17 protein-coding genes are annotated in these 18,592 nt (G+C 68.2%); all 17 read left to right on the top strand.

What is annotated here, in order from left to right; genetic code table 11:
* The 17 genes from J2W68_RS06375 (at window position 1) to J2W68_RS06295 (ending at window position 18,277) form a co-directional block, all read left to right on the top strand.
* Window positions 1-765: a class I SAM-dependent methyltransferase gene (locus J2W68_RS06375; protein WP_310233746.1), complete on the top strand. Its 765-nt coding sequence runs from the start codon at window positions 1-3 to the stop codon at window positions 763-765.
* Complete coding sequence (locus J2W68_RS06370; protein ID WP_310233905.1) at window positions 762-4,463, top strand: glycosyltransferase; 3,702 nt, start codon at window positions 762-764, stop codon at window positions 4,461-4,463. Before J2W68_RS06375 ends, J2W68_RS06370 begins: the two co-directional genes overlap by 4 nt.
* A 143-nt stretch (window positions 4,464-4,606) precedes the next feature.
* Window positions 4,607-5,944, top strand: a complete 1,338-nt coding sequence (gene fliD / locus J2W68_RS06365) for a flagellar filament capping protein FliD (RefSeq protein ID WP_430539679.1) — start codon at window positions 4,607-4,609, stop codon at window positions 5,942-5,944.
* A gap of 73 nt (window positions 5,945-6,017) precedes the next feature.
* Window positions 6,018-6,437, top strand: coding sequence for a flagellar export chaperone FliS (gene fliS / locus J2W68_RS06360; RefSeq protein WP_310233742.1), 420 nt, complete (start codon window positions 6,018-6,020; stop codon window positions 6,435-6,437).
* Window positions 6,434-6,727, top strand: coding sequence for a hypothetical protein (locus tag J2W68_RS06355; RefSeq protein ID WP_310233741.1), 294 nt, complete (start codon window positions 6,434-6,436; stop codon window positions 6,725-6,727). Before fliS ends, J2W68_RS06355 begins: the two co-directional genes overlap by 4 nt.
* Window positions 6,724-7,296 (top strand): PilZ domain-containing protein, encoded by a 573-nt coding sequence (locus J2W68_RS06350; RefSeq protein ID WP_310233740.1) that lies wholly within the window; start codon window positions 6,724-6,726, stop codon window positions 7,294-7,296. The genes J2W68_RS06355 and J2W68_RS06350 overlap by 4 nt, the downstream gene beginning before the upstream one ends.
* A 61-nt stretch (window positions 7,297-7,357) precedes the next feature.
* Window positions 7,358-7,990, top strand: coding sequence for a response regulator transcription factor (locus tag J2W68_RS06345; RefSeq protein ID WP_310233738.1), 633 nt, complete (start codon window positions 7,358-7,360; stop codon window positions 7,988-7,990).
* A gap of 176 nt (window positions 7,991-8,166) precedes the next feature.
* Window positions 8,167-9,573, top strand: coding sequence for an RNA polymerase factor sigma-54 (gene rpoN / locus J2W68_RS06340; RefSeq protein ID WP_310233736.1), 1,407 nt, complete (start codon window positions 8,167-8,169; stop codon window positions 9,571-9,573).
* A gap of 10 nt (window positions 9,574-9,583) precedes the next feature.
* Window positions 9,584-9,979: a response regulator gene (locus J2W68_RS06335; RefSeq protein WP_310233733.1), complete on the top strand. Its 396-nt coding sequence runs from the start codon at window positions 9,584-9,586 to the stop codon at window positions 9,977-9,979.
* Complete coding sequence (locus J2W68_RS06330) at window positions 9,976-11,436, top strand: sigma-54 dependent transcriptional regulator (RefSeq protein WP_310233731.1); 1,461 nt, start codon at window positions 9,976-9,978, stop codon at window positions 11,434-11,436. Before J2W68_RS06335 ends, J2W68_RS06330 begins: the two co-directional genes overlap by 4 nt.
* Window positions 11,437-11,660: 224 nt before the next feature.
* Window positions 11,661-12,044: a flagellar hook-basal body complex protein FliE gene (gene fliE, locus J2W68_RS06325; RefSeq protein WP_310233729.1), complete on the top strand. Its 384-nt coding sequence runs from the start codon at window positions 11,661-11,663 to the stop codon at window positions 12,042-12,044.
* A 29-nt stretch (window positions 12,045-12,073) separates the two neighbouring features.
* Window positions 12,074-13,774: a flagellar basal-body MS-ring/collar protein FliF gene (gene fliF, locus J2W68_RS06320; protein WP_310233726.1), complete on the top strand. Its 1,701-nt coding sequence runs from the start codon at window positions 12,074-12,076 to the stop codon at window positions 13,772-13,774.
* A 10-nt stretch (window positions 13,775-13,784) separates the two neighbouring features.
* On the top strand, window positions 13,785-14,774 hold the full coding sequence (gene fliG, locus J2W68_RS06315; protein WP_310233903.1) for a flagellar motor switch protein FliG: 990 nt from the start codon (window positions 13,785-13,787) through the stop codon (window positions 14,772-14,774).
* Entirely contained in the window at window positions 14,771-15,385 is a 615-nt protein-coding gene (locus J2W68_RS06310) for a FliH/SctL family protein (RefSeq protein WP_310233723.1), read from the top strand. The genes fliG and J2W68_RS06310 overlap by 4 nt, the downstream gene beginning before the upstream one ends.
* Complete coding sequence (locus J2W68_RS06305) at window positions 15,382-16,773, top strand: FliI/YscN family ATPase (protein WP_310233721.1); 1,392 nt, start codon at window positions 15,382-15,384, stop codon at window positions 16,771-16,773. The genes J2W68_RS06310 and J2W68_RS06305 overlap by 4 nt, the downstream gene beginning before the upstream one ends.
* On the top strand, window positions 16,770-17,225 hold the full coding sequence (fliJ, locus tag J2W68_RS06300; RefSeq protein ID WP_310233720.1) for a flagellar export protein FliJ: 456 nt from the start codon (window positions 16,770-16,772) through the stop codon (window positions 17,223-17,225). Before J2W68_RS06305 ends, fliJ begins: the two co-directional genes overlap by 4 nt.
* Window positions 17,222-18,277, top strand: coding sequence for a flagellar hook-length control protein FliK (locus tag J2W68_RS06295; protein ID WP_310233718.1), 1,056 nt, complete (start codon window positions 17,222-17,224; stop codon window positions 18,275-18,277). The genes fliJ and J2W68_RS06295 overlap by 4 nt, the downstream gene beginning before the upstream one ends.
* Window positions 18,278-18,592: the final 315 nt, after the last annotated feature.

Genomic DNA, 18,592 nt, shown 5'->3' with positions numbered 1-18,592 from the left:
ATGTCCGACGCCGTGTCCTCGCTGCGCGAGGCATTCGAACGTACCCGCCTCGGCAGCAAGCACGCCTGCTACCAGGAAATCCCGGCCCTGCTGTCGCCCCATCTGGCCGACAGCACTCTGCCCGTGCTGCGTCGATACGAAGCGGCGCGACTGCGCTATGTGCTGGACCTGATTGACGTGGACGGCCAAAGCGTCCTGGACATCGGCAGCAACGGCGGTTTCTTCCTGATGGAAATGCTGCGACTCGGCGCCAGTCATGCGACCGCCTACGAGGGCAGCCCCGACCACGCTGCGTTTCTCAATGCCGCACGGCGGGTGCTCGGGCTCGACGCACGCATGGAGGTCCATGCGCGCTACTTCGACTTCGAGCGCGAGCGAGGCCACTACGACGTCGCCCTGCTGCTGAACGTGTTGCACCACGTCGGCGACGACTACGGCGACAAGGCGCTGTCCGTGGACGGCGCCCGCGGCGAGATCATCCGCAGCCTGCGACGGATGCGCGAGCACTGCGACACCCTTGTGTTCCAACTGGGGTTCAACTGGAAGGGCGACCGAGACGCGGGCCTGTTCGAGCACGGCACCATCGACGAGATGGTTGCGTTCGTGGAGTCGGGCATTGATGGCGCATGGCGGGTCCGCCACGTTGGTGTCGCCGAGCGCGATACGTCAGGAGAGATCGTCTATCGCGACCTTTGCGATGGCAACCGCCATCGCAAAGACGATCTGGGCGAGTTTCTCAATCGACCGATCTTTGTACTTGCATGAACATCGTGACCGAGCCAACGCAGCGCAATCGCGCTCCGACAGAGGAGCGTGAGCGCACGTCCCACGCCGAAGCAGGCGCCCTGCATGCGCCCATCGTGCCGATCCCGGCGGCGTCCCCGCAAACCGGGCGCCTTCATCGCCGCGTGGAATTTCCCTACTACGTGGTCGCCCCGGACTACAGAGAGACCTCATCGGGCATCCAGTGCCTGCACTACCTTTGCCACGCACTGAATCTCGAGGGCGCGGACGCATACGTGACCGGTTGCACGACCGTCCACCCGCGGCTCAAGACCCCGCGCCTGACCGACGAGATCCGTGATCAGCACATCGCAGACCGCCGCCCTTTCATCGCGGTCTACCCGGAAACCGTGAGTGGCAATCCCCTGGGGGCGGACGTGTGCGTTCGCTACATGCTCAACAGGGAAGGCGTCATCGGCGGCAACACGATGGATGCGGCGCCCGGCGACATATTTGTCTATCACCGTGCGGAGTTCGTCGATCCGGCCCGGCCCGGCGAGGTTCTGACCCTGCCGATGGTGGATCCCGACACGTTCTCGCCAGAACCCGCGGAAGAGCGAACGCTCGCACTGCTGTATCTCAACCGGGTGCCGAAATCGGCAATCGATTTCCAGAAGCTCCCCGCCGATGTGCAGGTGCTCTCGCCGGATGCTCCCCTCCCTCTCGACGCGCTTGCCCCGCTCTTTCGTCGGGCGCGAGTGCTTTACACCTTCGAATCATCCACGACCTGCCGCTTGGCCGCGATGTGCGGTTGCCCGGTTGTCGCCCTGACGGCGCCGGGCTACGACCGCTATGCGTGTACGCCGCAGACGCGGGCAGACGTGGGCGGTGGCATCGTCTGGAACGATTCGCCGGCCTCGCTCGCCCAGGCGCACGCGGAGACTTCGGCAGTGCACCGCCAGCATGTGCAGGCCGAAGACCGTTTCTGGACCCGGCTGCAGGCCTTCACGTCAACGACGCAGGAGGTCATGCGCAAGAAGGTCTCCGGCGAAGATACTCCGAAGGTCGCGCCATCCATGCAGCAGTGGCTGGAGCGACGCATGCCGACCGCCGCCCAGAGCGCGATCGTGGCGCAGGCGCTGCAGACCGCGACGTGCCCGACGTTCGGTGTGATCGTCGTGGGCCAAGCACCCTCGCCGGATGCGGCCGCAGCCACCCTCGCAAGCCTGCAGCGGGCGCATGGCCTTTATCCGTATCTGCGACTCGACTGGCTGGGCAAGCCGCCTCCGATGCAAACGGCAGTCGGGAGTGCGACGGCACTGCAGATCCACTTCCATCCGGAGGGCAGCTACCCGGACGTCAATCGAATCGTGCAGAACGGTGACTGCGACTGGATCATCGTGGTCGACGCCGGCTCTGAATTCATCGCCTCCGGCATGCTGGCGGCCGCGCTCGAGCTGATTGCAACGCCACACACGCGCGCGCTTTGTGCCGACGAGATGATGCGCAGCGGTACCGGCGAACTGTCCGCCCTGCTGCGACCCGACTTCAATCTGGATCTACTGCTGTCGATGCCGTCGGGCCTGTCGCGTCACTGGCTGTTCCGCCGCGATGCGTTTCTCGACGCGGGCGGCTTCGATCCCGCGTTCGCCGACGCACCGGAGTTCGATCTCTTGCTCCGGCTGATCGATGCCGGCGGCATCGAAGGACTCGGACATGTGCACGAACCTTTGCTGATCCTGCCGCCGCAGGAAGTGCGCACGCGCGACTCGGAACTCGAGCTCTTGCATCGCCACCTGCGCAATCGTGGCTACGATCGCGCCTCAATCGAGGCGCATCAGCCCGGTTGCTACAGGATCGACTATGGACACCAGCCGACGCCGGGGGTTTCCATCATCATTCCCAGCCGGAACCAGTTCGGCCTGCTCAACCGATGTATCGAGTCGCTGCTGGAGAAGACGCGCTACGCGAACTACGAGGTGCTGATCGTCGACAACGGTAGTACCGACAGCGATGCCTGCAGCTGGCTGGACGGCATCGCGGCGATGGACAGCCCCCAGTTGCGGGTAATGCGCTACGCGCAGCCCTTCGATTATGCAGCGATGGTCAATCTCGCCGCGCAGAGTGCGCGAGGCGAGTATCTGCTGCTGCTCGACAACGACACCGCGGTCCTGCGTGATGACTGGCTGGACGCGATGCTCAATCATGCGCAACGCCCGGAGGTCGGGATTGTCGGCGCAAAATTGCTTAATCCTGATGGCACGGTGCAGCACGCCGGCTCGGTGCTGGGCTTGCATGGCCCAGCGGCGCCCGCGTTCGCGGGCGGGAAAATCGACGCGCCAGGCTACATGTACCGCCTGCAGGTGGACCAGAATTACAGTGCCGTCTCGGGTTCGTGCCTGATGATCCGCAAGTCACTGTTCGACGAGATTGGCGGTCTTGACGGCGGGGCGCTGCGCAACGCCTATAATGACGCCGATCTGTGCCTGAAGGTCGGTCAGGCGGGCTATCTGATCGTGTGGACGCCCCACGCGCTGCTCCTCCACGAAGGTGGCGCCAGCCAGGTTCGGGAAGACAGGACGAGTATTGAGACGAAAGCGCGGTTGCGCATCGAGGCGCAGGACGCGATGTACGCGAAATGGCTGCCGGTCCTCGCCCGCGACCCGGCATACAACCGAAACCTGACGCTCAACGGCGCTGCATTCAAGGTCGAAACGGACAGCACGTTCAACTGGAACCCCTTGCCTTGGCGTCCCCTGCCGGTGGCGCTTGTGCTGCCCGCCGATCGCTACGGATGCGGCCACTACCGAGTGATCCAGCCCGCCGCTGCAATGAACGACTTCGGGATTGCCGACGTCAGAACCGGCGACCGCTACTGCACGCCAGTGGAGATGGAGCGCCTCGCGCCTGACGTGGTGGTGTTGCAGCGGCAGATGCTCAAGAGCCAGCTGGAGCCGCAGAAGCGCATGCTCCGGTTCAGTCGCAGCTTCAAGGTCGCAGAACTCGACGACTACCTCCCCAATGTGCCAATGAAGAGTGCACACAAGGGGCAGTTGCCGAGCGACGTGCTCAAGACGATGCGCGATGCGCTGAAGCTGGTGGACAGGTTTGTCGTCTCAACCGCGCCGCTCGCGGAAGCACTGGACGGCCTGCATCCGGATATCCGTGTCGTCGAGAATCGACTGCCGCTGCCTTGGTGGGGCGCGGTGACGGCGCAGCGACGTCAAGGACGCCGCCCCCGCGTGGGCTGGGGCGGCGGTTCCGGACATCGCGGCGACCTTGAACTGATTGCCGATGTGGTGCGCGAGCTGGCCGACGAGGTCGAATGGGTGTTTCTCGGCATGTGCCCGGACAAGCTGCGCCCCTACGTGCACGAGTTCCATCCCGGCGTCGCGATCCAGGACTACCCTGCCCGACTGGCAGGCCTGAATCTCGATCTCGCATTGGCCCCGCTCGAGGACAACCTGTTCAACCGCTGCAAGAGCAACCTGCGACTGCTCGAGTACGGCGCCTGCGGGTTCCCCGTCGTGTGCAGCGATGTCGCGCCATACCGTGGCGACCTGCCGGTGACACGCGTCAAGCCGCGTTTCCGGGACTGGGTCGAGGCCATCCGGATGCACACCCACGATCTGGATGCCGCGGCCCGGGCTGGCGACGCGCTGCGCACGGCCGTCCACCTCGACTGGATGCTGGACGCGGAATACGCCGGGTTCTGGCTGTCGCAATGGCTGCCGGATTGAGCCGGGCGGCGAGCTTCCCGCTGCGGGCCGCGGTACGTTTCTTGCAACAGAGGGCTATACCTCAAGTCCAAGCGAAGTGGGCCGATATCCAAAGCGCTCCCGGTAAAACGGGGCTGCAGGAAGGCACGCCCCGATAACAGGAGATCGACATGGCTATTTCCGCGACCGGCTCCGGGATCGACATCCCCAGTCTCGTGGCCAGTCTGGTGAGCTCATCTCGAGCGCCCACCGAGCAACGCATCACAACGGTCGGCACAGCCGTCAACGCCAAACTGTCGGCGGTCGGCCAGGTCAGGAACGCGATGGCCAATCTGCAGACCGCGTTGAACCGGCTTTCGACCAGCGCCGATAAACCAGCTTTCAAAGCGACGACCGGCGCGGACGCTGGTTTTACCGCGACGGCAGCCACGGGCGCCGTGCCCGGGAGCTACAGCGTGCGCATCGATGCGCTCGCCGGCGCGCAGAAGCTGGCATCAGCCGGCCATGCGCAGGACGCCGCGCCCGGAAGCGGCACGCTGCGCTTCGCCTGGGGCGAGGATCAGAGCCTGGAGGTCGAGATCGGCGAAGGCGCGACGCTGGCCGACATCGCCAACGCCGTGAACCGGGCGGCGGCCGGCAAGGGTGTGGGTGCCACGGTCGTGACGTCCAGCCAAGGCCAGCAACTGGTCTTCACCGCGGCCGAAACCGGTCTTGCCAACAAATTGACCATTACCGCAGAAGGCGGAGATGGCGGCCTGCAGGCGTTGACCAACGGACCTAGCGGCGGACTGACCGAAACCGTCGCGGCGACCGATGCAGTCGTCTTCGTCGACGGCCTTGAGCGCCGATCGTCCAGCAACAGCGTTGCCGACCTCGTGCCGGGCACCACGCTCGACCTGACGCGCGTCACCGAAGGCACACAGACCCTGCGCATCGCCCAGGACAACGAGGCGCTCAGCGCGAACGTCGCCGCCTTCGTCACCGCGTACAACAGTGTCGTCAGCACGCTCAAGTCCAGCAGCAGCTACAACGCCACGACCAAGTCCGCGGCCGCGCTAAACGGCGACTCTCTGGTCCGTACGCTGCAGCAGCAACTTCGCGGCCAGATCGGCGAGCAGTCTGGAAGCCTCAAGGCACTCGGCGTCACCGCCGGCAAAGACGGCCTGCTGAGCTTCAGCGCCAGCGACTTCGCAGTCGCCATCGCTGCCGATCCGGTCGCTGCCAAATCGGTCTTCGGCGCCGAGGGCGGCTACACCGCGAACCTGTCGACGCTGCTCAAGGACAATCTCGATTCCATCAGCGGCAGTCTGGTCAAGCGGACCGAGGGTCTGAACAAGCAGGTCTCTGACCTGGAAAAGCAGCTCGACGCGCTCGACGTGCGCATGACACGCCTGTCCAGCCTGTACACCGCGCAGTTCACCGCGATGGAGATGATGGTCGTCCAGATGCAGAGCAGCAGCAGTTCGCTCAACAGCTTGCTGTCGTCCAACAGCAACAACTGAGCCTCAAGTCCGGGGCCCGCGCCGCCGATATCACTATGCCGGCATCCCGGCTTCGTCACTCCAGGGACATTTCATGTACGGATCCAACCGCCAGCATGCAGACCAGTACCGCCGGATGGCAGTCGCCACGAGCGTGGCCGAGGCCGATCCGCACAAGCTGATCGCGCTGCTGTTGGCGGGTGCCTGCGAGCGGATCCGGCTGGCCGAAGCCTGTATCGCCAACGGCGACCAGCTGCGCAAAGGCAAGGCGATCGGCGAGGCATGCGCGATTGTCAGCCATCTCAACGGCTCACTCGACCACGAAGCCGGCGGCCAGATCGCCGGCAATCTGGCGTCGCTTTACGACTACCTGGTCCGGCGCCTGACCGAGGCCAACCTGCACAACGACGTCGACGCCCTGCAGGAATCGCTGGCGCTGCTGGTGGAGATCGAGGCTGCATGGCACGCAATCCAGCCTGCCGCGGCGCCGATGACCGCCGGAGCGGCGGCGTGACCACGCCCGATTTGGCGGAGCTCCACGCGCGTCTCGACGCGCTCGGAACCGCCCTCGATGGCGATGTCCAAGATGCGAGTGAACAGATGGCCGCGTATCACGAGCAGTTGCACCTCTACATCGCCGAGGTCGGCCCACAGGCGCCCGTCGAGGCGCTGCGCGGCCTGCTGCAGTTGCAGAACGCCCTGCTGCTGCGGATGCATGCGCGTCAACAGGTCATCGGCGAGGCATTGCGTCTGGCCCGTCGCACCGAGAGCGCATCGCGCGCCTACGCCGGAGACGCCTTGTGAGCCCCGATGTCGACCCCCCGCAGGTCTACGATGCCGATGCGCAGCTGTTCGGTGACTCACTGAGCTGCGATATCGATCTTCCGGTTGCAATTGAGCCCACGTCGTCCCGCGGCCGCCAGGCCCAGGCGGTCACCCTGTTGCACGGCCTTGCGCAGATCGAGGACCTGCGCAAGGAGGAAGGCTCCGACGAGCATGGAGACCTGCCACTGCTGGCCCAGCGGATGGATGCGAAACTCGATCTGATCCTCGCACTGGTCGGGCGTCTGGCGATGCGCGCCGACGGCCTGTCCGAGCGGCCGCTTCGATGGTCGGCCGCGGGATTGCGGGTTGACCTGGAATCCGCGGGGGACTTGGCGCCCCAGACTGCAGCCCTGATTCGCCTGCAACCCGCGGCATGGCTCCCCGACCACCTCGAACTGCCCGCCCGCGTGATCGCACGGCGGGAGATCCCCGTTGGAATCCGCCTCTGGCTGGCCTTCGTCGACCTGCGCCCGGATCTGGTCGAAGCGCTCGACCGTCACCTCTTCCGGCTGCATCGCCGCGCCGTCGCCGAGCAGCGCCGGCGCTGAGGATCGGCGTCTGTCGTATCCTTGCGGCACCGGGCATGCCCGGGTGCAGGGAGAGCTGCTGTTGCGAGTACTGATCGTCGACGACCACACCCTTGTGCGGGCGGGCCTGGCCCGCCTGCTGCAGGGTTTCGGCGGTGTCGACGTCTGCGCTGAAGCCAGCCGCGCCGAGGAGGCGCTGGAGCTGGCCTTGATCCACCGCCCCGATGTCGTCCTCATGGACCTGTCGCTTCCGGGCCGCAGCGGCATCGAGGCGATGACCGCGATCCATGCGGAACTCCCCGCCGTACGGGTGCTGATCATGTCGATGCACGACGACGCCCAGCATGTGCGGGGTGCCCTGGAGCATGGCGCTGCGGGGTTCGTGGTCAAGGACGCTGCACCGCTGGAGCTTGAACTGGCGTTGCGGACCGCGCTGGCCGGCGAGGTGTTCCTCAGCCCCCGGCTGTCGTCTCGCATGATGGCGCCACTGTTCGGCCGGCCCAAGACATCGGGCGTGGACGCACTGTCGAACCGGCAACGACAGATTCTCGACCTGATCGGGCGCGGGCTGAGCAGCAAGGAGATCGGCGTCAAACTCGAGATCAGCGTCAAGACGGTGGAAACGCATCGCGCGCGGATGATGGAAGTGCTCGGCTGCCGCCGTGCGAACGAGCTGGTGCTGCTGGCGGCGCGTCAGACCCGCAGCGATCCCTGACTCGCCCCCCGACAAAAAGCCGCCACCTGCATGTCCGCCCCGCTGTCGGGGAAACCCCTACAGACGTGGGGCGCACCCCGGCGGGCATGGGAAACGCCCTGATAGCGGATCCGTCACCATGGCTTCACGATCCCTTTACTGGCGCAAGGCGCGCCACGACGGAATCCGGACACGCCATGAAAGCCAGCGCCACCACCTCGATGCAGCTTGGCCAGGGCCTGCAGATGACGCCGCAGCTGCTGCAGTCGATTCGCCTGCTCCAGCTCGACGGTCTGCAACTGGAGCTGGAAGTCCGTCGCGTGCTGGAGCAGAACCCGCTGCTCGAACTCGAAGAAGACACCACTGCAAGTCCAGTGCCGGAACGCGCCGATGGCGGCACCGAAGTTGCGGCATTCGACGAGTTGCCCGAGTCGTCGATGTGGGACGTGCGCGGCGGCAGCTGGAGTGGCGAGGACGAGGACGGCCTGCACCGGATTGCCGCGGCCGAATCGAGCGATCCGCATCTGCGCATCCTGCAGCGCCTGGCGACGACGCTCGACGCCGACGACCTTCCGATCGCCGCCTTCTGGCTCGAGCACTGCGACGACGCCGGCTACCTCGCTGCGCCGTACGCCATGCTGCTCGACGAGGCCGTGATCCGCTTCGGCCGCACGGCCGCCAGGGTGGAAAGCGTGCGTCGGACGCTGCTTGCCGGTGATCCGGCCGGCGTGGCCGCGCGCGATCTGCGCGAGTGTCTGCTCGCCCAGCTCGACGCCCTGCCCGGCCGCGTGGCCGGTCGCGGTCTGGCGCGGCGCGTGATCGACGAAGCCCTCGATCTGCTCGGCACCCACGATATCGCGGGCGTTGCCCGGCAGTTGCAGCGCGACGAAGCCGACATCCACGAGGCGGTGCGGCTGATTCTGTCGCTCGACCCGCGCCCCGCTGAAGCAGGCGCACCGGTCGAAAACACGGCGGTCGTCCCGGACGTCGTCGTGTGGCATGCCGACGCCGGCTGGCGCGTAGCCCTCAATCCTGCGGCCGCGCCGCGGGTGTCGATCAACGCCGGCTACGAGCGCGCGCTCAGCGATGGCGAAGCCAGCGGCCCGATGCGCGAGATGCTGCAGGAAGCACGCTGGTTCACGCGTGGCCTGTCCATGCGCTACGACACCCTGCTGCGCACGGCGCGGGTGATCGTCGAGCGCCAGGCCGCGTTCCTGGAGCGCGGCGAAGAAGAAATCGCGCCGCTGACCCTCAAGGACGTGGCGGATGCGATCGGCATGCACGAATCCACGGTGTCGCGCATCACCAGCGGCAAGTTCCTGCAGACCCCGCGCGGCACGATCGAGATGAAGCGGTTCTTCGCCGTGCGCCTTGATGGCGCGACGGTTTCCGGCGCCGCGGTCAAGGCCATGGTGCGCAGGCTGATCGAGGCCGAACCGGCGCAGCGCCCACTGGCCGACGATGCAATCGCCACCCTGCTCGCCCGCCATGGCGTGCACATCGCGCGTCGCACCGTGGCCAAGTACCGCGAACAGCTCGACATCGCCCCGGCGCGCGCGCGCCGTCGCGGTGCCCGCCCCACCCTGCTCGCCCGTGCGGGCTGAGGACATCGGAATGCAGACCATCCACGTACTTCTGGTCGACGACCACGAAGGCTTCATCAACGCCGCGCAGCGCCACTTCCGCAAGGTGGACTGGCTCAAAGTGGTCGGTACCGCCAGCAACGGCCTCGAGGCGATCGCCCAGTCCGAGGCGCTGCGTCCGGACGTGGTGCTGATGGATCTGGCCATGCCGGAGATGGGAGGCCTGCAGGCCGCGCGCCTGATCAAGGCGCAGGACGCGCCGCCCTACATCGTCATCGCCAGCCACTTCGACGACGCCGAGCACCGCGAACACGCGATGCGCGCCGGCGCCGACAACTTCGTCAGCAAGCTGTCCTACATCCAGGACGTCATGCAGATCCTCGAATCGCTGCACGCGGAAGCGCCGCGTGATGGAGTCGTGTCGTGAGTGAAGCCCGCATCCTCGTCATCGACAGCAACGGCGACCGCGCCGAGCGTCTGTGCACGCTGCTGGAGTTCATGGACCTGCGTCCGCGTTGGGTGTCGGAGCCCGGCGAAGTCTCGGCTGCACGCAATCGACCGAACGACTGGATCGCCGTGCTCGTCGGCGCGATCGACGACCCGTCCGCCGCGCAGGCCTTCTTCGGCTGGCTCGGGCAGGACGCCGTGCCGCCGCCCGTGCTGCTGCTTGACGACGAGCCCGCCGTCTTCGCTGCGACGCACGGCCTGCACGAGGCCGGGGTGTGGGCGCTGGAATCGCCCCTGCGCCACGCCCAGCTGGAGAATCTGCTTCGCATGGCCAGCCTCAAGCGACTCGACGCGGACGAGAAGGCCAAGACCGACGACGCAGGCGGCCCCACCGGCATGAGTGCGTCAGTGCAGGCGCTGCGGCGGATGATCGACCAGGTCGCACCATTCGATACGACCGTGCTGGTGCTCGGCGAATCGGGCTCGGGCAAGGAAGTCGCCGCGCGGGCGATCCACCAGCGGTCATCGCGTCGCAACGGCCCGTTCGTTGCGATCAACTGCGGCGCGATCCCGGCCGAACTGCTGGAAAGCGAGCTCTTCGGTCACGAGAAGGGCGCCTTCACCGGTGCCCTGTCCGCGCGCAAGGGCCGCTTCGAGATGGCCGAGGGCGGCACCCTGCTGCTCGATGAAATCGGCGACATGAGCCTGCCGATGCAGGTCAAGCTGCTGCGCGTGCTGCAGGAGCGCTGTTTCGAGCGCGTGGGCGGCAACCAGAGCATCAAGTGCGACGTGCGCGTGATCGCAGCCACCCACCGCAATCTCGAAGCCCGCATCGGCGACGGCCAGTTCCGCGAGGACCTGTTCTATCGCCTCAACGTCTTTCCGATCGAAATGCCGGCCCTGCGCGAACGCCGCGACGATCTGCCCGAGCTGGTGCGCACGGTGGCCACCCAGTTGGCCCGCAACGGCCGCGGCGAGATCCGCTTCGCCGCCGATACGCTCGATGCGCTGGCGGGCTATGCCTGGCCGGGCAACGTGCGCGAACTGTGCAACCTGGTCGAGCGTCTCGCGGTGCTCAATCCCGGTGGCCTGGTACGTGTGCACGACCTGCCGCAGCGCTATCGCGAGCATCTGTATGCGGACGTGGTGCCGGCGGTCGACGCGCCCCCCGCCCCAGCGGTGCTGACGGCCGTCGCCGCACCGCCGGCACCCGCACTGGCGGAAGCCTCTGCAGGCGTCGACGACAGCGCCCACTTGCCCGAAGACGGCATGGACCTGCGCGACCACATGGCGCGGATCGAACTGGGCCTGATCCGCGAAGCGCTGGAGCGCAGTGACGGCGTCGTCGCCCACGCGGCACAGCTGCTCGGCCTGCGCCGCACCACGCTTGCCGAGAAGCTGCGCAAGTACGGCATCGAGCGCGATCTCGCGGCCTGAGCAAGGGCCGCGGCCCCGCTGGTGACCACCGCCGGGGCCGCGTGCGCCCTGCGGTGTGGGATCCAGTGTGCCCGCCGGCCTGATCGCGCATCACCGCAGTGCGCGGCGGCGCGCAGGCGATCACCGCGCCGCCGTACGGGGCGCCGGAATCCCGCCTCCACCAGACCCGCGTTCCGGCACACGTCTTGCATCAACGCTGACAGGTTTCCGTCCCCGGCCATCCCATGAGCCACTCCGTCAATTCGATCCTGTCGCAGATCCGCAGCTACCAGGGCCAGGTGACCCAGTCGCGGCCCATGGCCGGCGACGTCGCGCGCAGCGACGCGATCGCCGTGCAGGGCGGCGTCGGCGGGATGCAGGGGATCGGGGCGACCGGCGCAGCGGCGCCGACCTTCGGCGCGACGCTGCGCAACGCGCTGGAAGGCGTGAACGGCGCGCAGCATAAGTCGGGGCAGCTGGTGCGGGCATTCGAACTGGGCGAGCCCGGCGCGGATCTGGCCAAGGTGATGGTCGCCTCGCAGCAATCGCAGGTGGCCTTCCGCGCCACCGTGGAAGTGCGCAATCGACTGGTACAGGCGTACCAGGACGTCATGAACATGCCGCTGTGATGCGGCCCGGACAGGAATAAGCGAACACCATGGCGATCACGCTGTCCAAAGAAGCCCTCAACACCGAGGCGGCCAGCCGCAAGGCGGTCGATGTGCTCGATCGTCTGGAGAAAATGCAGATCGCCGGGCGGCTGGCGAAGATGATGCTGCTGGCCGCAGCCATCGCGGTCGGGCTGATGGTGTTCTTCTGGGCGCAGAAGCCCGGCTATGTGCCGCTCTACGCCGGGCTCGACGCCAAGGCCACCGCGGAAGCCACCGACCTGCTGCGTGCCGCGCAGATCCCGTTCAAGATGGACCAGGCCTCCGGCGCGATCTCCGTGCCGGAAGCCAATCTCCACGACGCGCGCCTGAAGCTGGCCGGGTCCGGGCTGGGCGAGTCCGGCCGCATCGGCTTCGAGCTGATGGAGCGTGATCCGGGCTTCGGCGTCAGCCAGTTCGTCGAGAACGCGCGCTACCAGCACGCACTCGAAACCGAGCTGGTGCGCACCATCGCCGCCCTGCGACCGGTGCGCGATGCCCGCGTGCATCTGGCGATCCCCAAGCCCTCGGCCTTCACCCGTCAGCGCGAAGCGGCCAGCGCATCGGTCGTGCTGGAGCTGCGCGGCGGCGCGACGCTCGAGCGCGGCCAGGTCGACGCGATCGTGCATCTGGTCGCGTCCAGCATTCCCGACCTCTCGCCCGACCGGGTCACGGTCGTCGACCAGAACGGCCGCATGCTCAGCAGCGATGGCCAGGACCCCGCAGCCGCACTCAGCGCGCTGCAGTTCGAACAGGCGCGTCGCCAGGAAACCTCGTTCAACCAGCGCATCCGCGAATTGCTCGAGCCGATGACGGGCGCCGGCCGGGTCAATGCCGAAGTCACCGTCGACATGGATTTCTCCGTCAGTGAAGAAGCGCGCGAGCTGTACAACGCCGATCCGCCGAAGCTGCGCAGCGAGCAGCTGAGCGAGTCCTCCAGCCGCGATGCGGTGGCCCAGGGCGTCCCCGGCGCCACGCCGAACCTGCCGGACAACGCGATCAATCCTGCCCCGCTGGACGCCCAGGTGGCCGCTGCCACCGGCGGCGAGGCTGCTGGCGACTCCTCGCGCAGCTCCACCCGCAATTTCGAACTCGACCGGACCCTCAGCCACACCCGGCAGCCGCCCGGCCGCATCCGCCGGGTCAGCGCTGCGGTGCTGGTCGACCACGTGCCGCGCACCGGCGCCGATGGCACCTCCACCACGCAGCCGCTGACCGCCGCGGAGCTGCAGCGCGTCGAAGCGCTGGTGCGCCAGGCCGTCGGTTTCGACGAAGCGCGCGGCGACACGGTCTCGGTCATGAACGCACCGTTCGTGCGTGAGGCGTCGGAAGGATTCGAAGGTCCGCCGTGGTGGCAGCAGCCGATGCTGCGCGACATCGCGCGGCTGGCGCTCGGTGCGCTCGTGGTCCTGGCCCTGCTGTTCGGCGTCGTCCGCCCGGCCGTCCGCCAGATTGCCGGCCCGTCCAAGCTGCCTGCGCCGAAGAAGCCGGCGACGGCCGAGGTCACCCTGCTCGACGGCGATCAACCGCTGCCGGCGCTGGCCGACGACACCGCCAGCATCGACACACTGGCCGGTGCACGTGCGCCGATCGCATTGCCATCGGATGCCTACGAGGACCGTCTGCGCGTTGCGCGCGAGGCGGTGAAGACGGATTCCAAGCGCGTGGCGCAAGTAGTCAAGGGATGGTTGGACGATGAAGCGGCCGCATGATCTCAACGCCCTGACGGGCGTACAGCGCGCAGCCGTGCTGCTGCTCTCGCTCGGCGAAGTGGACGCGGCCGAGGTGCTCAAGCACATGGACGCCAAGGAAGTGCAGAAGCTCGGCCTGGCGATGGCGACCATGGGCTCGGTCAGCCGCGAGCAGGTCGGGCACGTGATGGAGGACTTCTCCGGCGCGCTCGACCGGCAGACCTCGCTCGGCGTCGGCGCCGACGACTACATCCGCGCGGTGCTGGTCCAGGCGCTGGGCGCCGACAAGGCCGGCGGCGTGATCGATCGCATCCTGCTCGGCCGCAACACCACCGGTCTCGACACGCTCAAGTGGATGGACCCGCGCGCGATCGCCGACCTCGTGCGCCACGAGCATCCGCAGATCATCGCCATCGTGCTGTCGCACCTGGACGCCGACCAGGCCGCCGATGCGCTGAAACTGCTGCCCGAACGCACCCGCGCCGACGTGTTGCTGCGCATCGCCACGCTCGACGGCATTCCGCCCAATGCGCTCAACGAACTCAACGAGATCATGGAGCGCCAGTTCGCCGGCAACCAGAATCTCAAGTCGTCCGCCGTGGGCGGCATCAAGGTGGCGGCGAACATTCTCAACTTCATGGATACCGGTCCCGACCAGGGCCTGCTCGCCGCGATCCGCAAGGTCGACGAAGTGCTGGGACAGCGCATCCAGGACCTGATGTTCGTATTCGACGATCTCAACGAGCTCGACGACCGCGAACTGCAGTCCGTGCTGCGCGAGGTCTCCGGCGAGCGTCTCGGTATCGCCCTGCGCGGCGCCGATCCCAAGGTCCGCGACAAGATCACCCGCAACATGTCGCAGCGTGCGGCCGAGATCCTGATCGAGGACATGGAGGCCCGTGGGCCGGTGCGTCTGTCCGACGTGGAAGCCGCGCAGAAGGAAATCCTGACCCTGGTCCGGCGCATGGCTGACGAGGGCACGATCTCGCTCGGCGGCGGCGCCACCGAGGCGCTCGTATGAACAGTGCCGTGCGTTGGTATGCACCTTCTATGGAGGAGCCAGTACCGCCGGTCTGCGAAGAAGAGCCGGTGGAGATGCCGCACCCGCCGTCGCTCGAAGAGATCCAGCAGATCCGCGACGATGCCCAGCACGAAGGCTTCAATGAGGGCATGGCCCAGGGCCACGCCGAAGGGCTGGCCCAGGCCCAGGGCGAAATGCGCCGTCTGACGGCGCAGATCGAGGGCATCCTCGACAACTTCTCGCGCCCGCTGGTCAGGCTGGAGAACGAAGTGGTCGCCGCGCTCGGCGACCTCGCCGTGCGCATTGCGGGCGGTCTGGTGGGCGGCGCGTACGAGGCCGATCCGGAACTGATGGCCGGCCTGATCGCCGAGGCCGTGGACGCGGCCGGCGGCATGGCCCGCGAGGTCGAGGTGCGCCTGCACCCCGACGACATCGCTGCGCTGGCGCCCCTGCTGACCCTTGCGCCGGCCACGCGCCTGGTGGCCGATCCGGCCCTGGCCCGCGGCGACCTGCGCGTGCATGCGGAAACCGTGCGCATCGACGGCAGTCTCGACGCCCGTCTGCGCGGCGTGCTGGACACCGTGATGCGCCGCGCGGGGACACGCACATGAGTCCCGTCGCCCTCCCCTTCGCCGATCCGGCCGACTGGCTGACCGCGCGCAACCTGCGCCTGGCCACGCGCCTGGATGCGACCGGCCCAGATCCCGCGGCCAGACGCGGTCTGGTGCGTGAAGGCATCCTGCGCCGCGCCGTGGGCCTGACGCTGGAAGCCGTCGGCTGCGAAGCGCCGATGGGCGCCACCTGCAAGGTGGAAGTCGATGGCGGCTGGGTCGAGGCCGAGGTCGTCGGCTTCGCCGGCGATCGCACCTCGCTGATGCCGAGCGCCGAAACCCACGGTCTGCTGCCGAATGCACGTGTGGTGCCGGTGCTGCGCCGCGGCGGCGTCGAGGTCGGCGAAGGCCTGCTGGGCCGGGTGATCGATTCCGACGGCGTACCGCTCGACGGCAAGGGCCCCATCCGCGCCGAAGGCAGCGTCGGCATGGCCGGCGTCTCGATCAATCCCTTGGCGCGCGAACCCATCATCCAGCCGCTGGACGTCGGCGTGCGCGCGATCAATGCGCTGCTGCCGATCGGTCGCGGCCAGCGCGTCGGCCTGTTCGCCGGTTCGGGCGTCGGCAAGTCCACCCTGCTCGGCATGATGACCCGCTTCACCGCGGCCGATGTCATCGTCGTCGGCCTGATCGGCGAACGTGGCCGCGAAGTGCGCGATTTCGTCGAGAGCACGCTCGGCGAAGAGGGCCTGCGCCGCGCGGTCGTCGTCGCCGCACCGGCAGACCGTCCGCCGCTGGCGCGCCTGCACGGCGCCTACCGCGCCACGGCCATTGCCGAATGGTTCCGCGACCAGGGCCTCAACGTGCTGCTGCTGATGGATTCGCTGACCCGCTTCGCCCAGGCCCAGCGCGAGATCGGCCTGTCGGTCGGCGAGCCGCCGACCACCCGCGGCTATCCGCCGAGCGTGTTCGCCAAGCTGCCGGCACTGGTCGAACGCGCTGGCAACGGCGCTGCCGGTCGCGGCTCGATCACCGCCTTCTACACCGTGCTCACCGAGGGCGACGATCCGCAGGATCCGATTGCCGATGCCGCGCGCGCGATCCTCGACGGTCACATCCTGCTGTCGCGCCGGATCGCCGATGCCGGCCTGTATCCCGCGATCGACGTGGAATCCTCGGTGAGCCGCGTGGTCACCGAGATCGCCGACGAGACCTGGCGCCAGCGGATCCGTTCGCTGAAGCGGCTGATCTCGGCCTACACCGCCAACCGCGACCTGATCGCCATCGGCGCCTATCAACGCGGCGCCGATCCGGCGGTCGACGAGGCCCTGGCGCGTTGGCCCGAGATCGTCGAATTCCTGGGCCAGGACATCGCCCATGCCGCCGATCTGACCCACAGCCGTGAAGCGCTCGAGCGCCTGCTGCATCCCGAGGAACCCGCCGCATGAAACAGTCCCGCCGCATCGATCCCCTGCTCAACCGCGCCCAGGAAACCGAAGACGCGGCGGCGCGCGTGCTGGCCGAGCGGCAGAGCACGCTGGCCCAGCACGAGGCCCAACTGGACGAGCTGCGCCGGTATGCCGACGAGTACGGGCACAGCCAGATGGCCGCCACCAATCCCGCCCAGCTGGCCAACCGCCGCGCCTTCATCGATCGGCTGCAGTCGGCAGTCGAACAGCAGTCGCGCGCGGTCGACAACAGCCGGCAGACGGTCGAAGTCGAGCGCGGCCGGCTGCTGCTGGCCAGCCGTGACAAGCAGGTGCTCGAGCAACTGGCCGCAAGTTATCGCGCGCAGGAGCGCCAGGTCGACGAACGCCGCTCGCAACGGGAGCTCGATGACCTCGGTGCGCGACGGGTGCGCCTCGCCCAGCTCGCCGCCGCGGATGGAGCAGATCCATGAACCCGTTGACTGCAGCGCCGCCCACACCCTCGCCAGCGCCCGCCTCGGCCAAGAGCGGCGCGCCCGCAAACGACGCCGGCAACGGTGAATCCAATGCGTTCGCCAAGGCGCTGCAACGGCGCCAGGCGGCAGACGGTGGCGCCGGAGCGCAGCGTGCCGCAAGCCCCGGACCGGAGGATCCGGCGACGCCGGCCGACATGGGCCCGCAAACACTCACGCCGAAGCGCGGCACGCTTGCGCCCGAAGTCGAACCGGCTGCGCCTGCCGCACCGGCCGCGATTGACGCGCAGCCTCCTGTTCCAGGCTGGCCACCCGCCGGTTTGGCCGGGCTGCTGGGTTTCGCGGACGACGATGCGGTGCCGCTGTCCGAGCCTCAGCTCAGTACGCCGGCACAAGCCCTGTTGCCGGAGGCGCTCGGCGTTGCCGGGCGCGCAACAACGCCAGGCCAGGCCGCAATCGCCGCCGCCCCGCTGTCCCTGGCGGCACTGCCGGCCCCGGACGAAGCGCTGCTGCCGGTGCCCGTGCTGGTGGCGGAACAGGCACTGACGATTGAAGGCGGTGAGCCCGCGCCCGTCACCTTCGTGCTGCCGGCGCCGGCCCCCTTGCGCGAACCGCCGCCGCTGCTGGCAACGCCGCTGCCCACCCCCCATGTGGGCGCGGAAGATTTCGAAGCGCAGTTCGGTGCCCAGCTCGAGTGGATGGCCGACCGCAAGATCAGCGAGGCCCGCATCCGGGTCACGCCGAACGATCTCGGGCCGGTCGAGGTGCGTCTGCACCTGGACGGCGATCGCATCCGCGCCGATTTCATCAGCGCCAATTCCGAAACCCGTCAGGCCCTGGAACACGGGATGCCACGCCTGCGCGACCTGCTGGGCGAACACGGCTTCCAGCTGGCCCACGCCAATGTGGGCAGCGGTCAGACCGGTACCGGCCAGTCCGGAGACTCGGGCCCGGGACGCAGCGACAGCACCCCCGGCGACGACGAAGGGAGCGGCACGCTTGCGCCCGCGCCGCGTGCGCGCACGCTCGGTCTGCTCGACGCCTACGCCTGATCCCGGCTGCGTCGCACGCGCATGGGTGACCGGAGCGCTGGCCGCGCAGCGCTGACGCGCGGGCCGGCCTTGGGAGTTCGGTCCACGTCCGCCCGCCTCGCGTCCGCGGGCGGTGTCGAGCGCCTACAACGCAGCGCATCGCAGCGGAGGACACGCGGCAGGCCGAGACCTGCTGCGGTGACGGAATTCCGTCCCAGCCCTCCGCCCTGGCTGCCACGCTGTCCGCGCCGCATCGGGCGCCACGGCTCGGAAGCCCGCTCCCGTCGGGCCTGACGGAAATCCGGCGCGGTTTCGGCATGGAGATTGCATCCCTTC

This window comes from Luteimonas terrae (genome assembly GCF_031457535.1).
Lineage (GTDB): Bacteria > Pseudomonadota > Gammaproteobacteria > Xanthomonadales > Xanthomonadaceae > Luteimonas > Luteimonas terrae_A.
Note: the sequence above shows the minus strand (reverse complement) of the source record. Positions and strands in the feature narration are given on the sequence as shown.